Consider the following 22,317-nt stretch of genomic DNA (forward strand, 5'->3'; position numbering starts at 1 on the left):
GAGCAGACCCATGCACCGCACCGTCGTCCTCAACGTCGTCGGGCTCACCGGCGAACTCCTCGGTGACGCCACGCCGAACCTGCAGCGGCTCGCCCGGGAGGGCGTCATGCGCCCCCTGCAGACCGTGCTGCCAGCCGTCACGTGCACGGTCCAGTCGACCTTCACGACAGGCCTCCTCCCGAGCCGCCACGGCTGCGTCGCGAACGGCTGGTACTTCCGCGACATCGCCGAGGTGAACCTGTGGCGCCAGGCGAACCAGCTCGTGACCGGGGAGAAGATCTGGGAGGCCGCGCGCCGGCGCGACCCGACGTTCACCTGCGCCAAGCTGTTCTGGTGGTACAACATGTACAGCTCGGCAGACTACGCGGTAACGCCGAGGCCAATCTACTGGGCGGACGGGCTCAAGCTGCCGGACATCTACACCGAGCCGGCGTCGTTGCGCGATGAGCTCGTGTTCCGGCTGGGCGGGTTTCCTCTGTTCAACTTCTGGGGTCCGAACGCGGATATCCGGTCCACGGAGTGGATCGCGCGGTGCGCGCGCCACGTCTACGATACGCGCCGGCCGACGTTGACGTTGGTCTACCTCCCGCACCTCGACTACAACCTGCAACGCCTTGGGCCGGAACACCCCGCGATCAAGGATGATCTCCGCGCCGTAGACGCGGTGTGCGGCGAGCTCATCGAGCATGTGCGGAAGGATGGGGCGCGCGTGCTCGTCCTGTCCGAGTACGGCATCACACGGGTCTCCGGGGCCGTGCACATCAACCGGACGCTCCGAGAGCATGGCCTCCTGCGCGTGCGCGTCGAGCGTGGGCTCGAGAAGCTCGACGCCGGCGCGTCCGAGGCATTCGCCGTGGCGGACCACCAAGTGGCGCATGTCTACGTGCGTCGTCCGGAACGTGTCGAGGAGGTGAAATCGTTGCTCGAAAGGTTGCCCGGAGTGGACTTTGTCCTCGACGCTGAAGGCAAGCGTTCTGCCGGGTTGGATCATCCACGTTCGGGCGAGCTTGTCGCTGTCTCTCGCGAAGATCGATGGTTCAGCTACTATTATTGGCTAGATGAGGAAAGGGCGCCGGAGTATGCCAGGACAGTCGACATCCACCGCAAGCCCGGGTACGATCCAGTCGAGTTGTTCGCTGATCCTAAGCTGCGTGTTTTGCCGGTTCATGTCGCCTGGAGACTGCTCAAGAAGAAGCTCGGCCTCCGTTACCTCATGGACGTGATCCCCCTCGATCCTGCGTTGGTGCGCGGGTCCCATGGGCGCTTGCTCGAACCCCTGGAACGGGGGCCAGTGTTCCTATCCAGCCATGACTCAGGCGCGCTAGGCGACACAGTTCGCGCTACTGATGTTGCATCGACGGTGTTGGACCACGTCTTTGGTTGACGGGCGGAGTTCAGTTTCCAATCTTTGTGATGAACAAGGAGTGCTCGCCCGTACGCTGCGGACCGGTGCCGAAGTCGATGGTCCCTGTGCTCGAGCCTCCTGGGTACGTCGCTCTTCCGGAAATGATGCTCTCGCCCCTGAGATCGGTCGCTGCAACCACTGACGTCACAATGTGGCTCCAGGTGTTCGGAAGCGACTTTTTCCAGATGGTTCTCCCTTCAGGATCGAGTTTGATCACCAACGCGGAGGGAAAATCTTCCACTGTCCACACTTCGTTGTCGTCGATCCTCAAACTGTAGCTCCCCTGGCCGGCGAGCACGACATTGTTGAGGGGATCGGTGTTGATGGTTGACATCGTCATATTTCCGAGGAATCCCCGACTCCATCTGTGATTACCCGCGATGTCGAACTGCGTCGTGAAGGTCATCTGGTTCTGGTTCCACTCTGGAAGCTCGCCACCTCCAAAATCAACAGGATGGTCGTAGGCGCCTGTGATGGAGGTGTTGCCGAGCGCATCGATGCTCAGAGCATGCGGGCGAGCGTTGCCGAAGCTACGCGCCCAGGTGGGCTTCCCGGTACCATCGATACTGACCAGATACATCCCATTGTCGACGGTCGACGAAAAGCTTCCAAATTGGATCCGTCCCGTGAACGTTCCTGTGATGATGATGGTGTTGTTGTCGGAGCGCACGACAACGTCGGCCACACTGTCGTTACCCGAACCTCCGAATTTCTTCGACCAACCACCATCCGTTGCGCTCCAGGAGCCGGTGCTCCCGTTGATCTTCACGATGTAGATGTCGTACGCGTCCGGGGGGTGCGTGCTGAAGGTAACCTCGTCGAGCTGAACCGTTCCAGCAAATCCCCCGGCGAGGATCACGTCGCCAGCCGGGGTGCAATATACCTTCTGGGTAGTTGCAAAACGGCCGGGGTCGCCCTCCGGAGCCCCGTGAATGCCTCTGCTCCATATATGGGAGCCATCGTCGTCGAACTTCGCGACAAATACGCCGGGGCCGATCTCGCCTCCGCCAAGGTTGATGTTGCCGTCGTTGATTCCGGCGAAGATGACATCGCCTGAGCTGTCGACGCACGTGGAGGTCGCTGCTTGATGCATCTCGTCGCCAAACTGACGACTCCACCGATGGCTTCCGGTGCTGTCGAAGGAGGCAATGAATGCGTCGAGGTTGGTGTCGTCGATTCGGTTGGCGCTGATCAGGGGTTCGCTGCCGAACTGTACGGTGTCCTGGAATTCTCCTACTGAGAAAATGTGATGATTGTCGTTGGCGGATATCGATGTGATGCGCGTTGCGGTGTTGGTCAGGTGACTAACTCTGGACCATATTGCACAATCAAACCCGTCGCAGTTCTCGTCTTCGGGCGAGGCGCAGCTCTCCGGCTGCGGCAGCACCTCGTCATGGCAGGCGCTCCACATCTCGCCGCTGCTGTCGCACGTCCGTGTCCCGGATCTGCAAAGACCGACGCCTTCGGTATCGGACGGACCACCGTAACATTGCTCCGACGTGTCAGGGCGGCAGGTGTCGAGGCCGCCATCCCCGCCCGAACTTTGACCTCCTGATGCAGGTGCATCTTCGAAATCATCAAGCCCGAGGAGCAGCCCGCATCCAGATCCGGTAAAGATGAGCGCCAGAAAACTGGCTCGTACCATTCGAACGTGGCGTAACGTCATATGCGTTTGTCTCCGGCGGCTCAATGTATTCCCGAGTCTCGGGGTGATTCCTCGCGAGGAAAGATGCAGGGGGCGCGCGGTCGAACGCTCATCTCTCCCTCACGTCCCCCTGACCACCCGCTGCATCGCCAGCGTCAGCGGGAACCCCAGCATCGCGAGCGCCGCCGCGCCGCCGGCCCCCGGCGCGCCGGTCCTCGCGATGAGCACGGCGTCGAGCAGCGAGATCCCCGCGATCAGCGTCACCACGGCGCGCGGGATCCGGTCCTTGCGCGTCCCCCGGAGCAGCCCGATCGCGTGGAGCACGCACCCGGCGAGCGCCCCGTAGGCGACGATCCCCATCATCCCCGTGAGCGGCGTCCCCATCGTGTAGAGAAACGGCACCGCCATGAAGCCGAGCGCCCACAGGCTGCGGACCGCCAGCAGATTCTCCTGCTTCGCGATCGCCGTCAGGCCTATCAGGTAGAAGAGCAGCGCCACCCCCCCTCCGAGCAGCGCGAGCCCGAGCTGCCCCCCGGCCGCGAGCGCCGCCGTCACGTAGACGAGCGCGCGGCACAGCCCCATGAGCGCCGGGCTCAGCGGATTGCCCTTGTGCCAGGCGTCGTACAGCACGATCGCCCCCGCGAGCAACGCGCTCGCCACGGCCGGCGCCGCGCCCCGGCCCTCCGTGTGCGCGTGCCCCCCGACGATCAACACCCCCGCGCCGAGCAAGCCGTACCCCACCGCGAACACCTCGCGGGCGCTCACGAGGCCGGAAGGGATCGGCCGCTCCGGGCGCTCGCGCGCGTCGATCTCCCGATCGAAGGCGTCGTTCAGGAACATGCCGCCAACGTACATCAGCGACACCGCCAGCCCCACGAGCGCCACCTCGCGCGCCCGCAGGCCGGCTCCCGACAGGGCCATCCCGCAAAGCACGTTCGTCCAGACCGTGGGCAGGTTCGAGACGCGGCCGAGCCGCAGATACACCCGCGCGCGTGACGTCATCGTCATGCTCCTTCTCCGCTGGCCGCACTGCCGCCAGCGCCGCCGCCACCGCTCTCTCCGCCGCCACGGCGCGCGCCGCCGCCACCCCCCTCTCCGGCGCCAGCGCCCGCTCCGCCGCGCACCATCCGTTCCTCCACCCAGCGGAGCTCCCGCGCCACCGCCTCGACGACGCCCCCGCGCCGCTGGTCCTCCGGCAGGACATCCCATGTGTACGTCTCGACCTCGAGGTGCTGCGTCGCAGGCACCTCGCGCAGGTGCGACAGCAGCGCCGACAGCTCCGGCTGCGTCGTCCCGAGCGCGCCCTCGATCCCCCGGAAGATCGGCACGTGGAAGTGGATGCGCCACTCCTCCGGCCTCCCTCCCGGCGCGGCCGCCCGCGCGCCCTCGAGCGCCGCCAGCGCCTCCGGCAGGTCCAGGTAGCGCACCAGCTCGCCGCCGCCGCCCGCGCCCCCGCGCCGCTCGACGACCTGGTGCAGGTAGACGACATCCCCCGCGTACGCCCGCAGCCTCGCCATCGTCGCCGGATCGCGCTCCGCCACGCTCGCGCGCAGCCCCGCGCTGATCTGCACCTTGTGCACGGCGATGCCCGCAGCGCGGAGCGCCGCGAGCGACGCGGGCGCGTCCTCGAACTCCACCGCCATGTGGCACGCGTCGAAGCAGACGCCGAGGTGCGCCCGGAGCGCCTCCTCCGCGCCCGGAAGGCTCATCCCCGTCAGCGCCGACAGCTCCCGCGCCCGCTCCCGCGAGAACACGTGATCCGTGAAGAAGCCGATCGTCTCGGGCGTCGTCTCGAGGAAGCAGCACGGCTCGGGCTCGAGCGCCAGCGCGATGCGCTTGCCCGTGCGCCGGTGGACCTCGACGAGGTGCGCCGCGTGCCTCACGAGCCGCCGCGCCATCGCCTCCGCGTCGCCGGGCGCGCGCGCCCGCGGCCGGAAGGCGCCGGGCACGGTGCTGACGCTGCCCATCAGGCCCTCCTCGGCCGGCAGCAGCGCGGCGAGGAGCGTCGCCAGGAGATCGCTATACGCCAGGCGCTCGTCGTCGAGCCAGTCGGGCAGGTACACGCGCTCCTTCACCGGCGCGCCGTGGAACCGGCCGTAGGGGAAGCCGTTCAGCGTGAACACGTAGAGGCCGTTCCGCGCGAGGAAATCGCGGAACGCCTCGAGCTCCGCCGGCGCGGCGAGCTCCGCGGCCGCCCTCGCCGAGAGCCGCAGCCCCACGCCGCACCGCGGGCGCACGGCGCCGCCGCTCGCCCCGCCGCCTGCGCCCACCTCGCCGCCGGCCGCGCGCGACACGATCTCGAGCAGGTGCGTCTCCAGGCTCTGCTTCACCTCCGCCCACGTCTCGCCCGGGTGGATGTTCGTGCAGTACGTGAGGTGCGGCGCCCCCGCGCACGCGAGCCTCACGACCGCGCCGCTCCCGCCGCGCCGGCCGGCGCGTGCGACGGCCGCCTCCCGGCCCGCTCGCGCAGCCGCGCGATCGCCGCGACGATGTGCCGCTCCTCCATCGCGTGCACCTCCCGCGCGCGCCCAACGTCCTCGAGCAGCGTCACCGTGAGCTCGCCCCCGAGGTGCTCGCGGAACTCGTCGAGCCCGTCGAGCACGCAGAGCCGCTCGCCCCGCTCGCCCCGCTCGCCGGCGCCGCGCGTCAGCGCGAGCGCGTCGTCCCACAGCGCGAAGCCGAGCGCCTCGAGCGTCGTCAGCACCGCGGCCGCCGTCGCCCCGCTGCACAGGCCGGCCAGCGCGGCGTAGACGGTGTCGATCGCGATCCCGATCGCCACCGCCTCGCCGTGGCGCAGCCGGTGCTTCGTCAGCGACTCCAGCTTGTGCGCAGCCCAGTGCCCGAAATCGAGCGGCCGCGCGCTCCCGAGCTCGAACGGGTCGCCCGCCGTGGCGATGTGCTGGAGGTGGATCTCCGCCGAGCGGCGCACCAGCTCGGCCAGCGGCGCGAGCGACCCCGACGCGAGCGCGGGCGCGCGCTCGGTCAGCCACGAGAACAGCCGCGCGTCCCGGATGAGCGCGACCTTCACCGCCTCCGCCATCCCGGCCACCTTGTCGCGCAGGGACAGCGTCTCCAGAAACCGCGGATCGATGAGCACCGCGAACGGCGGCGCGAACGTCCCGAGCAGGTTCTTCTTCCCGAACGCGTTGACGCCGTTCTTCACGCCGACCCCGGAGTCGGCCTGCGCGAGCACCGTCGTCGGGATCCGCACGACCCGGACGCCCCGGTGCACCGTCGCCGCCGCGTAGCCGGCCATGTCGAGCACCGCGCCCCCGCCGACGATCATCACGAACGACTGCCGATCCATCCCGAGCGCGTCGAGCCGCGCCTGCAGCGCCGCCGTCGCGGCGTCGTCGTTCTTCGCCGCCTCGCCCCCAGGCACCACGATCGGCTCGGCCACGAGCGAGAGCCGATCCGCGTGCGCGCCCACGTACCGCGCGATGTCCTCCGCGAGCGAAGGCCAGGCCGCGGCCACGCCGCCGTCGATCACCGGCAGCACCCGGTGCCGCCGCTGCGGCTCCCGCGCGGAGACCGCGGACGCGAGATCGTCGTTGCTCGGCGAGAAGACGCCTTCCGTGAAGTAGACGGGGTACTCGAAGGGGACCGCGATCCGTTGGACATGAAGCAGCATCAAAGCCGAGCTTTCAGAGCGACCCTCGGGCCGTCAAGCACGTTCCTCGCGAGGATCCTGAGCATTGTCGCGGGGTGAAAACTTCCCCTTGGCGGCGGACGGCCTTCCTGCAATGCTGGCGCCGCTCGGTGGGAGCCGCGCAACCGCGCTGCCGCGCCGCCGAGATCGCCACGATCGCAACCCGCACTGCCTGACTTTCTCCTCGATGCAGACGCCCATGGAAGGCACAGCCCGTCCCACGAAACGGTCGTTCATGAGAGGAGCGCTTCTGACAGCGGCCGGGCTCGCCCTCGCCGTGCTCTCTGCCGGGTGCTCGCCCACGTACATCTACAATCCGGCGAATTACGCGAAGGAATACGACCCGCGTAAGCACGAGTACGTGATCGGGGTCGGCGACCAGCTCCGGATCAACGTGTGGCGCATGGGCGACCTGTCGAGCGACGCGCTCGTCAGGGCCGACGGCGTCATCACGATGCCGCTCATCGGCGACGTCCAGGTCGCCGGCAAGACCCCGACCCAGGTCCGCGAGGACCTGAAGCGGCGGCTCTCGGAGTTCGTCAAGGACGAGACCGCCGTCATCACCGTCGCCGTGACCGGGATCAACAGCTACCGGTTCGTCGTCAGCGGCAACGTCGCGCGCGCCGGCATCTACGCGTCGAACTACTTCGTCTCCGTCTCCGAGGCGCTCGCGCTCGCCGGCGGGCCGAACCAGTTCGCCTCGACGGACCAGATCCTGCTCATCCGGATGGATAGCCCGGGCAAGTTCCGGCACATCCCCATCAACTACGACGATATCGCCTCGCGGAAGCGGCCTGAGCAGGACCTCGTGCTCAAGGCGGGCGATACCGTCTTCGTGCCCTGATCGTGGCCGGCTCCTCCGCGCTCGCCCGGAAGGCCGTCCTCGGCGCGGTCTGGACGATCGCGACAGGCCTCGGCTCGCGCGTGCTCGGCCTGATAGGCACCCTCGTCCTCACCCGGTTCATCGCGCCGGATGTGTACGGCGAGGTCTCGGCCGCGTCGGTCGTCATCATGACGGCGCATTTTCTCTCGAGCCTCGGGATCGGGCAGTACATCGCGTCGCGGCCGAACCTCGACCGCCAGATGCTGTTCAACGCGACGGTCTACTTCCACGGGGCAGGGCTCCTCGCCATCGGCCTCGTGTACCTCCTGCGGGAGCCGATCGCGGTGCACCTCGTCGGCGCGCCGGGGATGCTCGAGTTCATGCCCGGGCTCATCCTCGCGATGGTCATCGACCGGCTCTGGTACGTCCCCGATCGCCTGCTCATCCGCGAGATGCGCTTCCGCAGCGTCAGCCTCCGCAACGCGGCCGGAGAGCTCACCTACACCGCGGCGTCGGTCGTCCTCGCGATGCGAGGCTGGGGAGGGAACGCCATCGTCGTCGCCACGCTCCTGCGCGCCGTCGTGCGCGTGGTCACCACGGTCCCTGCCGTGAAGCTCGCGGAGTGGCTGACGCCGAGCCCGCTGTCGCGCGAGAAGGCGCGCGAGCTGTTCGCCTTCGGCATCCCGCTCAACTTCGGATCGCTGGCGAACTTCGGCGCCTCGAAGTGGGACAACCTCGTGATGATCCGACTCTTCGGGGAGCACGTCGGCGGGCTCTACAACCTCGCGTGGAACCTCGCCGACATCCCGGCCTCGCAGGTGGGCGAGCGCATCGGCGACGTGCTCGTCCCGTCGTTCTCGAAGCTCGAGCCGGAGCAGCGCAAGACCGCCCTCGTCCGCGCGCTCACGCTGCTGTCGCTCCTCATCTTCCCGCTCGCCGTCGGCCTCGGCGCGGTCGCCCCGACGATCCTCAACGACACCTTCTTCAACGAGGCCTGGGAGCCGGCCGGCCCGCTCCTCGCCGTGCTGGCGGCGCTCGGCGTCACCCGCCCGATCGGCTGGGTGATGTCGTCCTACATGCAGGTCTACGGCCGCACGCGGACGATCATGATCCTCGAGTGGCTCAAGGTCGGCGCGATCATCGGCGGCATCGCGCTGCTCGGGACGATCGGCGGCGTGCTGTGGGCCTGCGCCGGGGTCGGCGTCGCCTTCGGCGTGCACGCGCTGGCGAGCCTCTGGGTCGTCCAGCGCGCCGACGGCGTCCCCTACATGCGCCTGCTGCGCCCGCTGATCCGACCGCTCATCGCGTGCCTTCCCATGATCGTGGCCGTGCTCGCCGTGCGCTACGGCGTGCGGGAGCTCGGGCCGCTGCCGCGCGGGTTCCGCCTCGGCGCCGAGGTGATCGCGGGCGGGCTTGTCTTCGTCGCGTCCGCGCTCGTGATCGCGCGGCAGGCGTCGCGCGACTTCCTCCAGCTCGCCCGCGAGGCGATGCGCCGACGCCGCTAGGGGCGCTCCCGATATCGCTCGCCGGCCTTCCCCTCGCCGGGGATCCGTTTCGACACTCGAGCGAATTTTGGGGGCCTGTGGTAGCGTCGGGCCCCTCTCTTCGAACATGGGTCGGGATCCGCGTGGCGGCTCCCCTCCACCACTGGAGATAAAAGGAAATGGCAGAGACGCATCCCGCTGCGGTCGAGGGCCTCCTGGCGAAGATCACCTCACGCGAAGCCCAGGTGGGCATCATCGGCATGGGTTATGTCGGCCTGCCGCTGGCGCTCACGTTCATCGAGAAAGGCTTCCGCGTGCTGGGCTTCGACGTCGACCCCGAGAAGGTCACCGCGCTCAGCGAGGGGAAGAGCTACATCAAGCACCTCGATCCATCGCGCGTCGCGGCGGCATCCAAGACGGGTCGATTCGAGGCCACGGCGGACTTCTCGCGGCTCGACGAGCCCGACGCCATCCTCATCTGCGTCCCCACCCCGCTCACGGCCCAGCGGGAGCCCGACATGAGCTACGTCGTCGGCTCCGCGCAGAAGATCAAGGAGCGGCTGCGCAAGGGGCAGCTCGTCGTGCTCGAGTCCACGACGTATCCCGGCACGACCGACGAGCTGGTCAAGGGCATCCTCGAGCAGTCGGGCCTGCGCATGGGCGAGGACTTCTACCTCGCCTTCTCGCCCGAGCGTGAGGACCCGGGCAACCGGGACCACAGCACCGCGACGATCCCGAAGGTCGTCGGCGGCGTCGACCGCGCCTCGCTGGCGCTGGCGCAGGCGCTCTACTCGCAGGCGATCGCGCGCACCGTGGCGGTGTCCTCGGCCCGCGCGGCGGAGGCGGCGAAGCTGACCGAGAACATCTTCCGGGCGATCAACATCGCGCTCGTGAACGAGCTCAAGGTCGTCTACGACTCCATGGGCATCGACGTCTGGGAGGTGCTCGACGCCGCCTCGACGAAGCCGTTCGGCTTCATGCGGTTCAACCCGGGCCCGGGCTGGGGCGGGCACTGCATCCCGCTCGACCCGTTCTATCTCGCCTGGAAGGCGCGCGAGTACGGCGTGTCGACGAAGTTCATCGAGCTCGCGGGCGAGGTGAACGTCGAGATGCCGCACTACGTCGTCAACAAGCTCCAGCTCGGCCTCAACGACCGCGGTAAGCCGCTGAAGGGCACGAAGGTCCTTATCCTCGGCGTCGCCTACAAGAAGGACATCGACGATCCGCGCGAGAGCCCCGCGTTCGAGATCATCGAGCTCCTCCGCAAGCTCGGCGCCGTGCTCAGCTACCACGACCCGCACGTGCCCAAGCTGCCGCGCATGCGCACCTGGCCGCACCTGCCGGAGCTCTCGTCCCTGCCGCTCAACGAGGACACCCTCAAGAGCCACGACGCTGTCATGCTCGTCACCGACCACTCCGTCGTCGACTACGACCTGGTGCTCAAGCACGCCGCCCTGATCGTCGACGCCCGCGGCGTCTACCGCGCGGAGAACCCCAAGGTCATCAAGGCCTGACGGGGGTCGCCCGCGCGGCGGCCTCTCCCCGCCCGCGCGCAGCGGCCTCTCCCCGCCCGCGCGCGGCGCGCTCTCGTCCGCCGCGCGCAGCAGGTGGCGCGGCGCGACGTGCGTCTGCCGCGTCCGGTCGGGGGGCGTGACGTGGCGCGGCGTGGGCGGCCGTGGCGATCGCGGTCCCCCTCGGTCGCGCGCTCTCCCGCCTCACCCGCAGCACCGCGGTGTGTCGCGAAACACCCGCGCTGTGGGCGGTGCTCGGCGGGGCTGCTCTCGACGCGCCCTCTGTTACAGGTTACGGACGAGGCGCTTTCCGTGCTCGCGAAATCGCGAGCATCCCCTTGATGTCAGGGCGCCGGTTCGGTACCCATCGAAGACGGTCCATGTCCACGCCGCCGCCCATGGTCGGGCCAGGTCGAACGATGTCGCCTGCAGATGAGAGCCTGGGCGCTGCGCCGTCGAGCTCGGATTGGAAGGGCCACCTGGAGATCCGCCTCGGCGATCTCCCGGGGACGCGGCGGCCGCTGACCGAGTCCCATATCGTCATCGGCAGGGCGCCGGGCGTTCAGCTCACGCTCGACCACTACACGGTCTCCCGGCGCCACGCCGAGCTGTTCTGCGATCCGTTCGGCCGGTGGTGGATCCGCGATCTCGGCAGCACCAACGGCACGCTCGTCAACGACGAGCGGATCAACGAGAAGGTGCTCAAGCCGGGCGATCGCATCGGGATCGGCGACTACGTCCTCGAGTTCCAGCTCACGGCGCGCGCCCCCCGCGTGCCGCTCGACCCCGGCGGCCTTCATTTCGAGGAGGACAAACCGACCGCGATCCGGAAGCTCGGGGAGCTCGACCCGCCGCGCATCGCCGCGAAGCACCTGTTCACCCTGATGGACCTGTCGCGGCGGCTGCTCAGCATCGAGGACGCGACGGACCGGTTCGACGCGCTCTGCCAGCTCATGGTCCGCGAGGACTTCCACGGCAGCATGGCGCTCGCCCTGCGGCTCCGGCAGAACGGCGCGCTGACGATCCTGTCCGGGCCGCACCGCCCGTTCCAGTCGCTCCGGCGCGAGGACTCCGTCGCGCCGCCGTACATCTCGCGCCGCGTGCTCGCGGCGGTGCAGGACACGCGCGAGCCGGTGCTCGCCGGCAACCTGGTGAGCGACAGCGCCACGGTCGAGCTCACGATGTCGCGCGACGTCATGGCGCTCTGGGTCGTTGCGTGCCCGCTGCGGGTCGAGGAGCAGTTGATGAACCTGCTCTACGTGACCTTGCCGCCCGACTTCGGCAGCGTGGAGTGGCTCGGGCTCATCGCGCTCGCGGCCGAGGTCTACCAGCAGGCCGAGTCGGCCTGGGAGGCGCGGCGCCACGCGCAGGCGCACGCGGCGATCGAGCGCGAGCTCGAGATGGCGCACCAGATCCAGCGGACCTTCGTGCCGAAGCGGCTGGAGTTCAAGGCGCTGGACGTTGCGCTCGGCTTCGAGCCGTGCCGGTGGGTCGGCGGCGACTACGTGGACATCGTCCCGATGCCCGACGGCCGCCTCCTGCTCGCCGTGGCGGACGTCTGCGGCAAGGGGCTCCAGGCCGCGCTCATCGGGTCGAGCGTCCACACGATGGTGCGGGCGACGGTCGACGCCGGCCGCGGCATCACGGGCATGATGGACCGGCTGAACGCCTACCTCTGCGAGTACCTGCCGGAGCAGTCGTTCGTGACGATGGTGGCCGTCGCGCTCGACCCGGCGACGGGCCGCATGGAGTGCGTCAACGCGGGACACCCGCCGGCGCTGGTGGCCACGGCGGAGGGCGGCCTGCGGCACCTCCAGGCGGCCGTCAACCCGGCGCTCGGGATCGGCCTCGTGCCGATGGAGGCGCACCAGAGCGTGCTCGCGCCCGGCGAGGTGCTGGCGATGTACACCGACGGGCTCACCGAGCTGCGCAATTCGTCCAAGCAGATGCTCGGCCTGCACGCGCTTGGCACCGGCTTCGCGAAGCTGTGCGCCGCCAGCGCCGGCCGCCCCGTCGCGGCGATCGCCGACAAGCTCACGCAGATGCTCGAGGAGTTCCGCGGCGACCAGCTCCCCGAGGACGACAGAGCCTTCCTCCTCGCCCGCCGCACCTGAGCGCCCGGCAAGCCCGCCCGCGATGGGTACGCGGGCCGAGCAGCTCGGCACGGCCTCTCGGGTCCGGGCGACGAGCTCCTAGTGCAACAAACGGGTTGAACCCGCCTGAAACGAGCAGAACCTCGAACGGCCAAGACGCCAACGACGCCGAGACATTCTCTTCTTGGCGTCCTTGGCGTCTTGGCGGTTCATTTCTCGCTTGATCGTTGCTCTAGGGCGTCGCGTCGCCCGCCGCCGACGACGGCTCCGTCCCCTCCGGCGCCTCGATCGGCGTCGGATCCCGGTGCGGCGGCCCCACGGGCCCCGCCGACCCGAAGGGCTGGGTCATCGAGATGCGCGAGCCCGCCTCCATCCGCCGCGGGAACGCCCCCGACACGGACACGAGCAGCGCGTTGCGCACGATGCGCGTGTCGGTGCGCTGGTTCGTGTGCTGGTAACGGAGCGCGAGCGCGAAATCGGGGATGACGATGACCGGGCTCCAGAGCAGCGCGACGTCGGTGAGCACCGCGAGCGTGTTCGGCCCCGTCGTGAGCTCTCCCTCGGCGTCCCGCTCGAGGGGCCGCGCGAGCTGTACGCCGGCCGAGCCCTCGACCGACAGGCGCCACGAGGGGCGGAGGATGGGCGCGGCGGCGCGCAGCGTGAGCTGATGCGAGAGCTGGATCTGCTGCAGGAAGACGTTGGGCGTGGCCGCGTAGGTGTACGCGAGCTCGGCCTCGCCCCGGTCGTGCGTGTAGCGCAGCGCCGCGAGCCCGGCCGGCCGCACGAGCGACACGGCGTCGCCCGTCACGTCCGTCGCGACGACCCCGCCGACGTCGAGCTGGCTCGAGAACCGGCGCCCCAGGTCGTGCTGCCAGCTCGCCACGAGCGTGGTCAGGAGCTGGTCGCGCTCCACGTACCTGACCTCGGGCTCGGGGTCTGTGTCGGTCGCCGGCACGTTCTCCGGCACGTTGTCGAAATGCGTGTAGCCGACCGAGAGCGCCAGCGACGCGATGTCGTGGCGGAAGATCCGCTGCGCGCTCAGCGTGTTCGCCGCGCTGTACGTGCGCTGCGGGCGCCGGACGAGCGGGTTGTAGGCGAGGAACGTCGCCGCCTGCCCGAGCTGCCAGACCGGCGAGGGCTGGAACGAGAACCCCTCGTTGAACGACCCCTGCACGAAGTTCGTCGTCCCGCCCGCGGTGCCCCCGATCGTCGTCGTCCCCGGCGTCTGCTCGAGCTGGATGGTGTTGAGCTGGCCCTGCGATCCGGAGGCCCCGAGCGTCAGCGTCGTCCTCGGCGACGTGACGAAGCGGCCGGTCCACGTGGCGATGTTCGAGTACGAGCTCGCCTCCGAGTGCAGGAAGAAGAAGCTCGCCGCGAAGGTGTACGACAGCGTGTTCGACGTCCGCGGCGTCGTGTACGTGAAGATCAGCCCGGGGCTCGCGGTCCCGAAGCCGTCGGCCTCGGGGCCGGGCCCGTCGGACTGCTCGGCCGCGGAGCTCACGTTGTCGGTGACGCCGATCGACCCGGTGAAGACGCCCTGGAGGTACGCGTCCTGCGCTCGGGCGTCGTGATGGGTGAGGATCGCGCAGCCGAAGGCCGCGACCGCAATACCTCGTCCGGAGCGCATGAGGGCCGCAAGGTAACAATGGAGGCGGCGCGCGGCTACGCCTCCCCCGCCTTTCGACGTGGGGAGCCGCCGGCCGCGCGCCGGGCGCTCAGGCGTCGAGCAGGACGACACCGAGGATGGGCGCCGGCCGGAGCTGCTCGATGGCCTGGCGGATCGCCTTGCGGGTCGACTTCTTGACCAGCGACGTCATGACCACGCCGCTCACCGAGTCGGCGATGTCGTTCACGTCCATGCCGCCGAGCACGGGCGGCGTGTCGATGATGATGTAGGAGTACCCCGCGCGCTTGAGGCTCTCGATCGCGGCCGCGAACGCCACCGCGTCGAGGCGCGGCGGCCGCTCCTTGCCCGGATCGACCGCCAGGATGTGGACGGGCGTCTGGACGGAGAGCCTCGGGTCGGGCGACCTGCTGCCCAGCGGTCCGTTCCTCTCCGACGAGTCGGCCGCGTCGTCGCCGGGCGCCACGGCGGGCGTCGGCGCGGCCTGCTCGACGACCACCCAGGGCGCGTACCGATCGCTGACGTGCCGCTGGAGCTGCTCGGTGAAGCAGACCGGAGGGTCGAACCGCAGCGCCTTGGCGATGCCGGGCGTGCGGATGTTCGCCTCGACGAGGAGGATCCGCCCGCGGACGGTCTCGCGCAGCGCGAGCGCGAGGTTGATGGCGCACGACGTCTTGCCCTCGCCCGGCGACGCGCTCGTCACGGCGATCGTGGTCCCCGCGCCCGACGGCAGCTTGCGCCGGAGCGTGCGGTAGGCGTCCGCCTGCGGCGAGTACGGCGCGTGGACCATCACGATCTTCGGGTCCACGGAGTCCGGCATCGGGAGCGGGCGCACCGTGACCTCGCCCGGGCCGGCCAGCGACTCCTCCGGGAGCAGCCCCGCGGTCTCCGGCCCCGAGGGCAGGGAGCGCATGTGCTCGATGTGGAGCGACGGCGGCTCCTCGAACGTCGGGTCGAGCGACTGCAGCTTCGCGTCGACGGCGTGGTGCGCGGGCGTCGACACGACGCGGTTGAAGATGAGGGAGGGCGGCGAGGAGAACGTGGCGGTGACCGAGCGCTCCAGCGGCGGCTGCTGCGGTTGCGGCGGCACCTCGCGCACCGTCACCTCGCGCGACGCGGGCGGCACCACGCGATCGAAGACGAGCGACGGAGGCGAGGGGAACGTCCCGCTGAACCCGCGCTCCAGCGGCGGGGAGCCCGCCGGGTGCGCCGGGTGCGCCGCCGCGTCCCGCACCCCCACGTCGCGCGCCGGCGGCGCGATGACGCGCTCGATCGGCACCGCCGCCGACGCGCTCGTCGCGACCGGGCCGCTCGACACGAGCCCAGGGCTGCTCAGCGTGGCGCTCAGGTCGACGACGCGCGCCACCGCGGGGCCCACGCCGGGTCGCTCGGGGCCGGGCGGCAGCGCCGGGGCGTGCACGCCGTGCACCGCCCCATGGCCCGGGTGCTCGCCGTGGCCCGCGGGCGGGCCGCCCGCCAGGAACAGCGTCGTCGGGGGCGACGGCGCACGGGCGGGCGGGGGGTGCTGCATGCCGGGATGGCCGCCCTGCATGGGCGCGGGGCCGAGGCGCAGCCCGATCCCGTGCGGGGGCTGCAGGTGCCCCGCGGGCGAGAGGTCCTGCCGGATGGTCGGCGAGTCGAACGCGGCGTTCGGGTCGTCCTGGCTGGCGCTCGGGCGCTCCGCCGAGACGACATCCTCCGCGTCGTTCGCGAGGCGCAGGACGCGGGCGATCATCTCCTCGCGCACGTCCGGATCGGGCGCGATCGACCGCCAGTTGCCGACCACGTTGCGGAGCCGGCGCGCCTCGATGACGAGGGCGCGGACCCGCGCGGTCTGCTCCGCGCGACTCAGGAAGTCGCACACCTGATCGAGCGCCCGCTCCAGGGAAGCGACCGGCGGGGGCTTTCCCGGCTCAGCGCCGCCTGTCTCAGCCACGGCGGCCTCGGGGGCCGCGCGCGGCCGGTACGATGACGAGCACCGGGGCGAGGGCCATGCGATCGATATCCTCCATGTCGTAAACCCGATCGTCGAACACGATACCGCGCGCCGCTGCGGCCGCGATGCCGGCCGCAATGGACACGAAGAGCCCGCCGAGGGCAAGGAGCAGCCGCGACGGGCCCGACGGCCCGCTCGGCCTGTACGCCGGGTCGAGCACCTCGATCTGCGCCGAGTAGCCGCCTTGCTCCGAGCTCGCGGCCATCTCGGCGCGGAACGACTTGCCCTCGAGATCGTTGAGCCGCTGCTGCGCCCGGGCCTTCTCGCGGCTGAGCCGGGACCACTCGGTCTCCGTGTTGATGATCAGCTTCGCCGCCTCGCTCGCGTCGGCGGCGTTCCCCTTCTTCGCGCCCCGGCGCGCCGCGATCTCCCGCTCGAGCATGGCGAGCTGGGACCTGATCTTCGCCTTCTCGGCCTCGTCGGTCGCGGCGACCTCGACGACCGGCTCCGGCGGCGGCGGCAGGACGAGCGCCTCCTCGGCGCGCCGCAGCGCCGCCTCGGCGTTGCTCACGCGGGCCAGCGCGGCCCGGACGTCGGGGTGCTGCTCGGTGAAGCGGGACTGCTTGTCGGCGAGATCCCGCCGCGCTGTCGCGAGCTCCTGCTCGGCCTGGTCCCGCTGCCGCACGAGCGCCGGGGAGGGCGCCCCCGGGGAGCTCGGCGCCGCCTGCTGCGGCGTGCCGGTGAGCCGGGCCCGCAGGCGGGGCACCTGCCGCTCGAGGGCCTCCAGCGTCGGGTCGGAGGTCGTGCTGCGGGTCTGCTGCGCGCGGACGGCGGCGCCGGCCTGCGCGCCGCCGGGCGTGGCCTGCTCGGCGGCGAACTCGGGGTGCTCGGCCAGGAACGCCGCGAGCTCGGCCTCGGCCTTCTCGACGTCCTGCTCCGCGCGCTTCAGCTCGGCGTCGAGGAACTCGTTCGTCAGCTTCGCCTGCGACCTGCGCATCCGCGTCGTCTCCTCGACGAGGATGTCCGCGAGCCGCTGCGTCACCTCCTGCGCCTGCTCGCGCGTCTCCCCCTCGCACGAGATCGCGAACGTGTCGGTCGAGCGGGCCTTGAAGGTGATCTTGCTGCGGAGCCGGTCGACCGCGTCGACCATGCCCCGCTTCTCGAGGACGTCGGGGAAGAGGCTGAACTCGGTCACGACCTTCTCGAGGTTGGAGCGCGCCAGCAGCGTCTCCTTCAGCCGCGCCGAGAGCGTGCGGAGCGGGTCGGGCCCGTCCGGACCGAGGTACGTCGACTTCACGCCTTCCCGGTAGAAGATCACCGTCTCGGAGCGGTACGCGGGCTTCCGCGCCTTGACCACGAGCACGGTGAACGCCATGCCCGCGAGCGCCACGAGCACCGCGACGTACCAGTGCACGAGGGTCCGGTTGATCATCGCGCTGATGCTGGGCGGCTGCGGGCCTGCAGGCCGCGCCGACGTATCAGCGGGAAGCGCCCCGAGCGGCTCCTGGGGCGGGGGAAGCCCGGCGGGCTGCTGGTTCATCTTCCAGTTGTCCATAGTCCCCGCTCCTCGAAGGTTGGCTTGCGCCGCCCGACCCGGAGCGCAAGCCCCGGTCGGGCAGACGGCTGCCTATGGTAGACGTGTGCTGCCCGAGCGCCAGCTTGTTGCACGCGGCCCCTGAGCGCCGCGACGGCGCGCCTATCTCATGCCCGGCCGCGCGCGCGGACGGGCGTGGCTGCGGCGCCGCGCCGGCGCGACGTCCGCGTCGACGCCGCGCCGCAGCCGCTCTGGCCAGGTCGGCGGCGAGCACGCCGCCCCCGGCGTCACGTCGGGAACACCCGGTCGAGGCGCAGCAGGCGGAAGATGGCGCGCGGCTGATCCCTCAGCCCCACGATGCGCACCTGGCCGCCGTTGGCGCGCACCCGCTTGAACAGCGAGACGATCACGCCCACGCCGGAGCTGTCGATCAGCCGGAGCGACGAGAGCTCGAGCGTGATGTTCTGGCGGTTCTCGGCCACCAGCTCGTCAACCAACGTCCTGAATTCCGGTGCGGTCACTGCGTCGAGGGTCCCCTCGAACTGCACGACCGTCTCATTGCCGTTATCGGTCCGCGTATAGCTCATTGGATCTTGATTCCCCCAGCGGCGCGGGCTGCGCCCGATCGGGAGACGCTCCGCATTCGGAAACTGCTCGTCCGACGCCCCGTCGCCTCGGCGAAATCGGCATCGGAATGCTCTTGTTCACTGCTGCCTTCACTGCCGTCGCCGGCGATGCACGAGCTGCCTTCCCTCCGCTTCACGAGGCGGAGGACATTCGGGCTGCCGGGACAGTAGTCGACCTCATCCATGAACGATTTGATGATGAACAGCCCCATCCCCGACTCGGGGAGGTCGTCGATGGGCGGGTTCTCGATGGCCGCGGGATCGAAGCTGCACCCCGTGTCCATCAGGCGGATGATGATGCCGTCCGCGTCGGACTCGATCTCGATGTCGACGTCGCCCGGCGGACCATCGCGGTATCCGTGAATCGCGATGTTGTTGAACGCCTCCCCGAACGCCGAGACGGTCTGGGCCTCGAAATCCTCCTGGCTCAGGCCGGGCGACCCGCCCTCGACCCTCCCAGGCGCGGCCATCTTGCAAGCGGCCGCCACCACGCGGAGGGCGAGGTGGCGATAGGTCAACGAACCTGGTACGCGGAGTCGGATCACGCCCAAACCTCCATCCGAGCTTGTACCCTACCACGTTCTGAACTATGGGAGCCACAAGGTAAACAGTGACACCTGGCGTTCGTGTAGCGAAACGTGCGATCGACATCGCGGGCTCGCTCGTGGGTCTCACGCTGACCCTCCCGCTCTACCCTCTCATCGGCGCGGCCATCTACCTCGAGTCGCCCGGGCCGATCTTCTACATGCAGCGCCGTGCCGGGATGCTCATCGGCACGGAAGTACGGGACGGCGTCGCCTACCCGAAGTTCGTCGAATTTCACATGCGCAAGTTTCGTTCCATGCGCGTGGACGCCGAGAAGATGACCGGGCCCGTGCTCGCCCAGCAGGACGATCCGCGCATCACGCGCGTCGGGCGCTTCCTGCGCAAGACGCGGCTCGACGAGATCCCGCAGTTCTGGAGCGTGCTCATGGGCGACATGAGCATCGTGGGGCCGCGCCCCGAGCGCCCCGAGCTCCTCGTGAACCTCGCGCTCGCCATCCCGTTCTTCGAGGAGCGGATGCGCGACATCAAGCCGGGCATCACGGGCCTCGCGCAGGTCTCGCTCGGCTACACCGGGCGCGCCCCGGCGGAGAGCGAGGTCGCGGCCTTCGAGGCGACGCTGACGAACCCGTTCGGCCTCGAGGAGGCGGAGGGGGCCGAGGCCGACGACATGCGGATGAAGCTGCTCTTCGACCTCGCATATGCCGCGTCGCTCGAGAAGCTGTCGACGTTCCTCCAGATGGAGCTGTCGATCATCCTGAAGACCCCGCTCGTGATGGTCCTCGGCCTCGGGCGCTGAGCCCGGGCGAAGAGCAACCCGCGCCCGGGTGTCCGGGCGCCGCCCCGGGTGTCCGGGCGCCGCCCCGGGTGTCCGGGCGCCGCCCCGGGTGTCCGGGCGCCGCCCCGGGCGTCCTGCGCCCGCGCGAGGCACGAGGCGCGGGGGCGCGGTGGCGCGGGGGCGCGCGGCCCTCAGTAGCCCTTCGACTTCGTGTACACGAGCAGCGCGACAATCAGGCCGATGTTGGCCAGGACGAGCCGGAGCACGTCGCGCTGCTCGAGCTTGACCGAGAAGTAGGGGTCGACGCTCCTGATCGCGCAGTACAGCGCCCCGGCGAGGCCGAAGTAGATCCAGAGCACGTAGTGGTAGGTGAACGAGAGGAAGAAGATCCCGACCATCATCCCGCAGAACCCGGCCATGACCGCCATGGCCCAGGCCCGGATCATCGCGAACTGGGCGCCGTGCTCGTACCGCTTGAGCGCGACGAGCGAGATCTTGAGCGTGAGGTAGATCATCGCCGTCCACGCGAACATCCCGAGCGGGCCGAGCTCCGCGAGCGCGAGGAGGTACGCGTTGTGCGCCGTGAGCCAGTGGTGCTCGGTGAACTGGCGGTAGCCGGCGCCCAGGATCGGGAACATGCGGTAGATCTTCAGGCCCTCGGACAGGATCTCCGTGCGCTCGTTCGCCGACTCCTCCGCCTCACCGCCGCCGCGGCCGCCGAGGAGCATGAGCGGCGCCGCGAAGACCGCGCCGAAGATCGCGCCGCGGACGCCGTACTTTTTCACGAAGTAGACGCCGAGCACCGTCGCGAAGACGAGCTGGCCGCCGCGCGACTGCGTGAGGATGATGGCCGTCGCGATCACGAGCAGCGACGCGAGCACCAGGAGCGCGCGCGAGAACGAGCGCTTCTGCTCGAAGAGCGCGAAGCTGAACGGCAGCACGATGCCCGACGTGAGCGCGAGCTCGTTGGGATCCTGGAGCACGCCGCGCCAGCGCACGCGGCCGTTGATCGTCGACGTCTTGAAGAGGCCGACGCGCTCGCACAGGTACTCGGCCTCGGGATCGGCGCCCGGCCCCTCGCGGCAGTCCACGCGGGTCTCGCAGGAGCGGCCGTCGGGGATGCCGGCCTCGCCGCGCGAGCCGCCGATGGTCTGCGTCATCGCGAGGCACTGGAACGAGGAGAACCCCTGGTGGATGGCGACGCCCGCCACGAAGAGGCCCATGACGAGCACCGTGCCGGCGAGCTTCTGGAACCCCCTGAAGCCGTCTGGGCTGTGCCCGATCAGGAAGAAGAGCACGAACGTCACGCTGATCGAGACGAAGCCCTCGGAGAGCTCGGCGGGGTTCCGCAGGGCGAGCGTGAGGACGCACCAGAGGTAGACGACGATCGCCCACCGGAGCTGGGGGGTGGCCTTCAGCCGGACCTTGCCCATGGCGAGGTCGAGGCCCATGCCCATGAACGCGAGGGCGAGCCACAGGTAGAGGAACGGCAGGCTCTCGAACCGCTCGTCCCACTCCTGGGGCCTGCCGTAGATGAAGATGATGAGAAGGATGACCCCGGGGAGCGCGAGCATGTCGAGGGTCCTCAGCGAAGACGCGGTTCGGGTGGAGGGCGACGTTCCGGAGAATCGAGGCCCGCGTCAAGCACGTCGCGCTCGATGCCGCCGGTGGTGGGCCCGGGCGCGCGGCGTCGCGCGCTTCACGTGCTGAAGCCCATGCGGCGCACGGCCTGGTTCAGGAACGGCACGAACTCGTCAGCGGCCTTCTCGTTTCCCTCGCGCGAGGGGTGGTTGTCGGTGCCCCCCTCCGAGCCGTACTGCGAGAAGTTGGACTCGCCCTTGTTCGTGAGCACGTCGTAGTAGTCGAAGACGACGACGTTCTTCTCCGGGTAACCGCTGAGCCATCCGTCGGGCGACTTGACCCAGTTGTTGAACGAGCGGGCGAGGTCGGCCTTTCGCTGCGCGACCTGGGCCTCCGACGGCCGGCCGAGGATCTGCTTCGCTGTCCACTTCCAGAAGGGCTCCTTCGAGCGCTTGAGGACGTTCGCCGGGGCGGTGACGTACACGAACAGCGTGTCCTTGCGCTTCGCGAGCTCGGGCAGGAGCGAGGCGAGCGTGGCCTTCGCGTTCCAGACCGTGAGCTCCGGGCCGGCCGGGTTGCCGGGGGCGGCGCCCTCGCCGACGAAGCGGTTGTTGGGATAACAGGATTTGAAGACGACGATCCGGTTCACGACGCCGTCCGGGTGCATCTGGTCGTTCAGCGCCACCCGGAGCAGCTTGTCCATCTTGTCGCGGAACTTGGGCGCCCAGTGGAAGAGGTCTGTGTCCTCGCCGATCTCGCTGCCGTAGGAGGCCTCGTGGACGCGGTAGCCCTGCGCCGCGAGCTTCTTCTTGAGCCCGCCGCCGTTCGGGTGCGTCTCGTAGACGCAGGACGCCTTCTCCTTCTCGGGGCCGGGGTCCGTGAGCATCTGGCCGCCGACCGAGTGGTGGATGAAGAGCAGATCCAGCGGGGCGTCGGGCGGGGCGGCCGAGTAGCCGGACAGGTCGAGCGAGCCGGCCTTCGGGATGGGGCCCGTCGCGGCGGGAGCGCTGCCCTCGACAGGGATGAACAGGGCGCCCAGCGCGACGACGAACGCGCCGGCAGCGACGAGAAGCTTCTTGCTCATG

17 protein-coding genes are annotated in these 22,317 nt (G+C 69.9%); 6 read left to right on the top strand and 11 right to left on the bottom strand.

Going from position 1 to position 22,317, the window contains the following annotated elements; translation table 11 throughout:
- The first annotated feature begins 10 nt into the window (after positions 1-10).
- Positions 11-1,384: an alkaline phosphatase family protein gene (locus WMF24_RS04790; RefSeq protein ID WP_437735153.1), complete on the top strand. Its 1,374-nt coding sequence runs from the start codon at positions 11-13 to the stop codon at positions 1,382-1,384.
- Positions 1,385-1,394: 10 nt separating this feature from the next.
- On the opposite strand, the gene WMF24_RS04795 is transcribed toward WMF24_RS04790, so the two are convergent.
- The 4 genes from WMF24_RS04795 to WMF24_RS04810 form a co-directional block, all read right to left on the bottom strand.
- Positions 1,395-3,050, bottom strand: a complete 1,656-nt coding sequence (locus WMF24_RS04795) for a hypothetical protein (RefSeq protein ID WP_437735154.1) — start codon at positions 3,048-3,050, stop codon at positions 1,395-1,397.
- A gap of 120 nt (positions 3,051-3,170) precedes the next feature.
- Positions 3,171-4,052, bottom strand: coding sequence for a UbiA family prenyltransferase (locus tag WMF24_RS04800; RefSeq protein WP_437735155.1), 882 nt, complete (start codon positions 4,050-4,052; stop codon positions 3,171-3,173).
- Between the two features lie 2 nt (positions 4,053-4,054).
- Positions 4,055-5,455 (bottom strand): metabolite traffic protein EboE, encoded by a 1,401-nt coding sequence (eboE, locus tag WMF24_RS04805; protein ID WP_437735156.1) that lies wholly within the window; start codon positions 5,453-5,455, stop codon positions 4,055-4,057.
- Complete coding sequence (locus WMF24_RS04810) at positions 5,452-6,681, bottom strand: 3-dehydroquinate synthase (RefSeq protein ID WP_437735157.1); 1,230 nt, start codon at positions 6,679-6,681, stop codon at positions 5,452-5,454. The genes eboE and WMF24_RS04810 overlap by 4 nt, the downstream gene beginning before the upstream one ends.
- Positions 6,682-6,934: 253 nt before the next feature.
- Here WMF24_RS04810 and WMF24_RS04815 point away from each other — a divergent pair, with 253 nt between their 5' ends.
- The 4 genes from WMF24_RS04815 to WMF24_RS04830 all read left to right on the top strand — a co-directional run bounded on the left by WMF24_RS04815 (position 6,935) and on the right by WMF24_RS04830 (position 12,631).
- Positions 6,935-7,543 (top strand): polysaccharide biosynthesis/export family protein, encoded by a 609-nt coding sequence (locus WMF24_RS04815; RefSeq protein WP_437735158.1) that lies wholly within the window; start codon positions 6,935-6,937, stop codon positions 7,541-7,543.
- A gap of 2 nt (positions 7,544-7,545) precedes the next feature.
- A complete protein-coding gene (locus WMF24_RS04820; protein WP_437735159.1) occupies positions 7,546-9,027 on the top strand; it encodes an oligosaccharide flippase family protein in 1,482 nt (493 codons plus the stop codon).
- A 158-nt stretch (positions 9,028-9,185) separates the two neighbouring features.
- Complete coding sequence (locus WMF24_RS04825) at positions 9,186-10,520, top strand: nucleotide sugar dehydrogenase (RefSeq protein WP_437735160.1); 1,335 nt, start codon at positions 9,186-9,188, stop codon at positions 10,518-10,520.
- A gap of 416 nt (positions 10,521-10,936) precedes the next feature.
- Positions 10,937-12,631 (top strand): SpoIIE family protein phosphatase, encoded by a 1,695-nt coding sequence (locus WMF24_RS04830; RefSeq protein ID WP_437735161.1) that lies wholly within the window; start codon positions 10,937-10,939, stop codon positions 12,629-12,631.
- A gap of 211 nt (positions 12,632-12,842) precedes the next feature.
- Here the strand turns inward: WMF24_RS04830 and WMF24_RS04835 are convergent, their stop codons facing one another.
- The 5 genes from WMF24_RS04835 to WMF24_RS04855 form a co-directional block, all read right to left on the bottom strand.
- Positions 12,843-14,237, bottom strand: a complete 1,395-nt coding sequence (locus WMF24_RS04835; protein WP_437735162.1) for a hypothetical protein — start codon at positions 14,235-14,237, stop codon at positions 12,843-12,845.
- Between the two features lie 88 nt (positions 14,238-14,325).
- On the bottom strand, positions 14,326-16,170 hold the full coding sequence (locus tag WMF24_RS04840) for a CpsD/CapB family tyrosine-protein kinase (RefSeq protein WP_437735163.1): 1,845 nt from the start codon (positions 16,168-16,170) through the stop codon (positions 14,326-14,328).
- A complete protein-coding gene (locus WMF24_RS04845; protein WP_437735164.1) occupies positions 16,163-17,725 on the bottom strand; it encodes a GumC family protein in 1,563 nt (520 codons plus the stop codon). Before WMF24_RS04845 ends, WMF24_RS04840 begins: the two co-directional genes overlap by 8 nt.
- A 266-nt stretch (positions 17,726-17,991) precedes the next feature.
- On the bottom strand, positions 17,992-18,291 hold the full coding sequence (locus WMF24_RS04850; RefSeq protein WP_044985570.1) for an STAS domain-containing protein: 300 nt from the start codon (positions 18,289-18,291) through the stop codon (positions 17,992-17,994).
- Positions 18,288-18,848, bottom strand: a complete 561-nt coding sequence (locus WMF24_RS04855; protein ID WP_437735165.1) for an ATP-binding protein — start codon at positions 18,846-18,848, stop codon at positions 18,288-18,290. The genes WMF24_RS04850 and WMF24_RS04855 overlap by 4 nt, the downstream gene beginning before the upstream one ends.
- A gap of 92 nt (positions 18,849-18,940) precedes the next feature.
- On the opposite strand from WMF24_RS04855, the gene WMF24_RS04860 reads away from it, so the two are divergent.
- Positions 18,941-19,672 (top strand): sugar transferase, encoded by a 732-nt coding sequence (locus WMF24_RS04860; RefSeq protein ID WP_437735166.1) that lies wholly within the window; start codon positions 18,941-18,943, stop codon positions 19,670-19,672.
- A gap of 170 nt (positions 19,673-19,842) precedes the next feature.
- Here WMF24_RS04860 and WMF24_RS04865 read toward each other — a convergent pair whose 3' ends face one another.
- Together WMF24_RS04865 and WMF24_RS04870 are read right to left on the bottom strand one after the other, a co-directional pair.
- Positions 19,843-21,225: an O-antigen ligase family protein gene (locus WMF24_RS04865; RefSeq protein ID WP_437735167.1), complete on the bottom strand. Its 1,383-nt coding sequence runs from the start codon at positions 21,223-21,225 to the stop codon at positions 19,843-19,845.
- Positions 21,226-21,350: 125 nt separating this feature from the next.
- Positions 21,351-22,316, bottom strand: coding sequence for a hypothetical protein (locus WMF24_RS04870; protein WP_437735168.1), 966 nt, complete (start codon positions 22,314-22,316; stop codon positions 21,351-21,353).
- Position 22,317: the final 1 nt, after the last annotated feature.

Source organism: Sorangium sp. So ce1335, from assembly GCF_051521615.1.
Classification (GTDB): domain Bacteria; phylum Myxococcota_A; class Polyangia; order Polyangiales; family Polyangiaceae; genus Sorangium.

What these genes read in the sequence shown, in the direction of transcription:
- WMF24_RS04830 (WP_437735161.1), top strand. Translation starts at nt 10,937, where the DNA reads ATGTCGCCTGCAGATGAGAGCCTGGGCGCTGCGCCGTCGAGCTCGGAT.
- WMF24_RS04800 (WP_437735155.1), bottom strand. Translation starts at nt 4,052, where the DNA reads ATGACGTCACGCGCGCGGGTGTATCTGCGGCTCGGCCGCGTCTCGAAC.
- WMF24_RS04835 (WP_437735162.1), bottom strand. Translation starts at nt 14,237, where the DNA reads ATGCGCTCCGGACGAGGTATTGCGGTCGCGGCCTTCGGCTGCGCGATC.
- WMF24_RS04795 (WP_437735154.1), bottom strand. Translation starts at nt 3,050, where the DNA reads ATGGTACGAGCCAGTTTTCTGGCGCTCATCTTTACCGGATCTGGATGC.
- WMF24_RS04845 (WP_437735164.1), bottom strand. Translation starts at nt 17,725, where the DNA reads ATGGACAACTGGAAGATGAACCAGCAGCCCGCCGGGCTTCCCCCGCCC.
- WMF24_RS04865 (WP_437735167.1), bottom strand. Translation starts at nt 21,225, where the DNA reads ATGCTCGCGCTCCCCGGGGTCATCCTTCTCATCATCTTCATCTACGGC.
- WMF24_RS04850 (WP_044985570.1), bottom strand. Translation starts at nt 18,291, where the DNA reads ATGAGCTATACGCGGACCGATAACGGCAATGAGACGGTCGTGCAGTTC.
- WMF24_RS04810 (WP_437735157.1), bottom strand. Translation starts at nt 6,681, where the DNA reads ATGCTGCTTCATGTCCAACGGATCGCGGTCCCCTTCGAGTACCCCGTC.
- WMF24_RS04870 (WP_437735168.1), bottom strand. Translation starts at nt 22,316, where the DNA reads ATGAGCAAGAAGCTTCTCGTCGCTGCCGGCGCGTTCGTCGTCGCGCTG.
- WMF24_RS04825 (WP_437735160.1), top strand. Translation starts at nt 9,186, where the DNA reads ATGGCAGAGACGCATCCCGCTGCGGTCGAGGGCCTCCTGGCGAAGATC.
- WMF24_RS04815 (WP_437735158.1), top strand. Translation starts at nt 6,935, where the DNA reads ATGAGAGGAGCGCTTCTGACAGCGGCCGGGCTCGCCCTCGCCGTGCTC.
- WMF24_RS04790 (WP_437735153.1), top strand. Translation starts at nt 11, where the DNA reads ATGCACCGCACCGTCGTCCTCAACGTCGTCGGGCTCACCGGCGAACTC.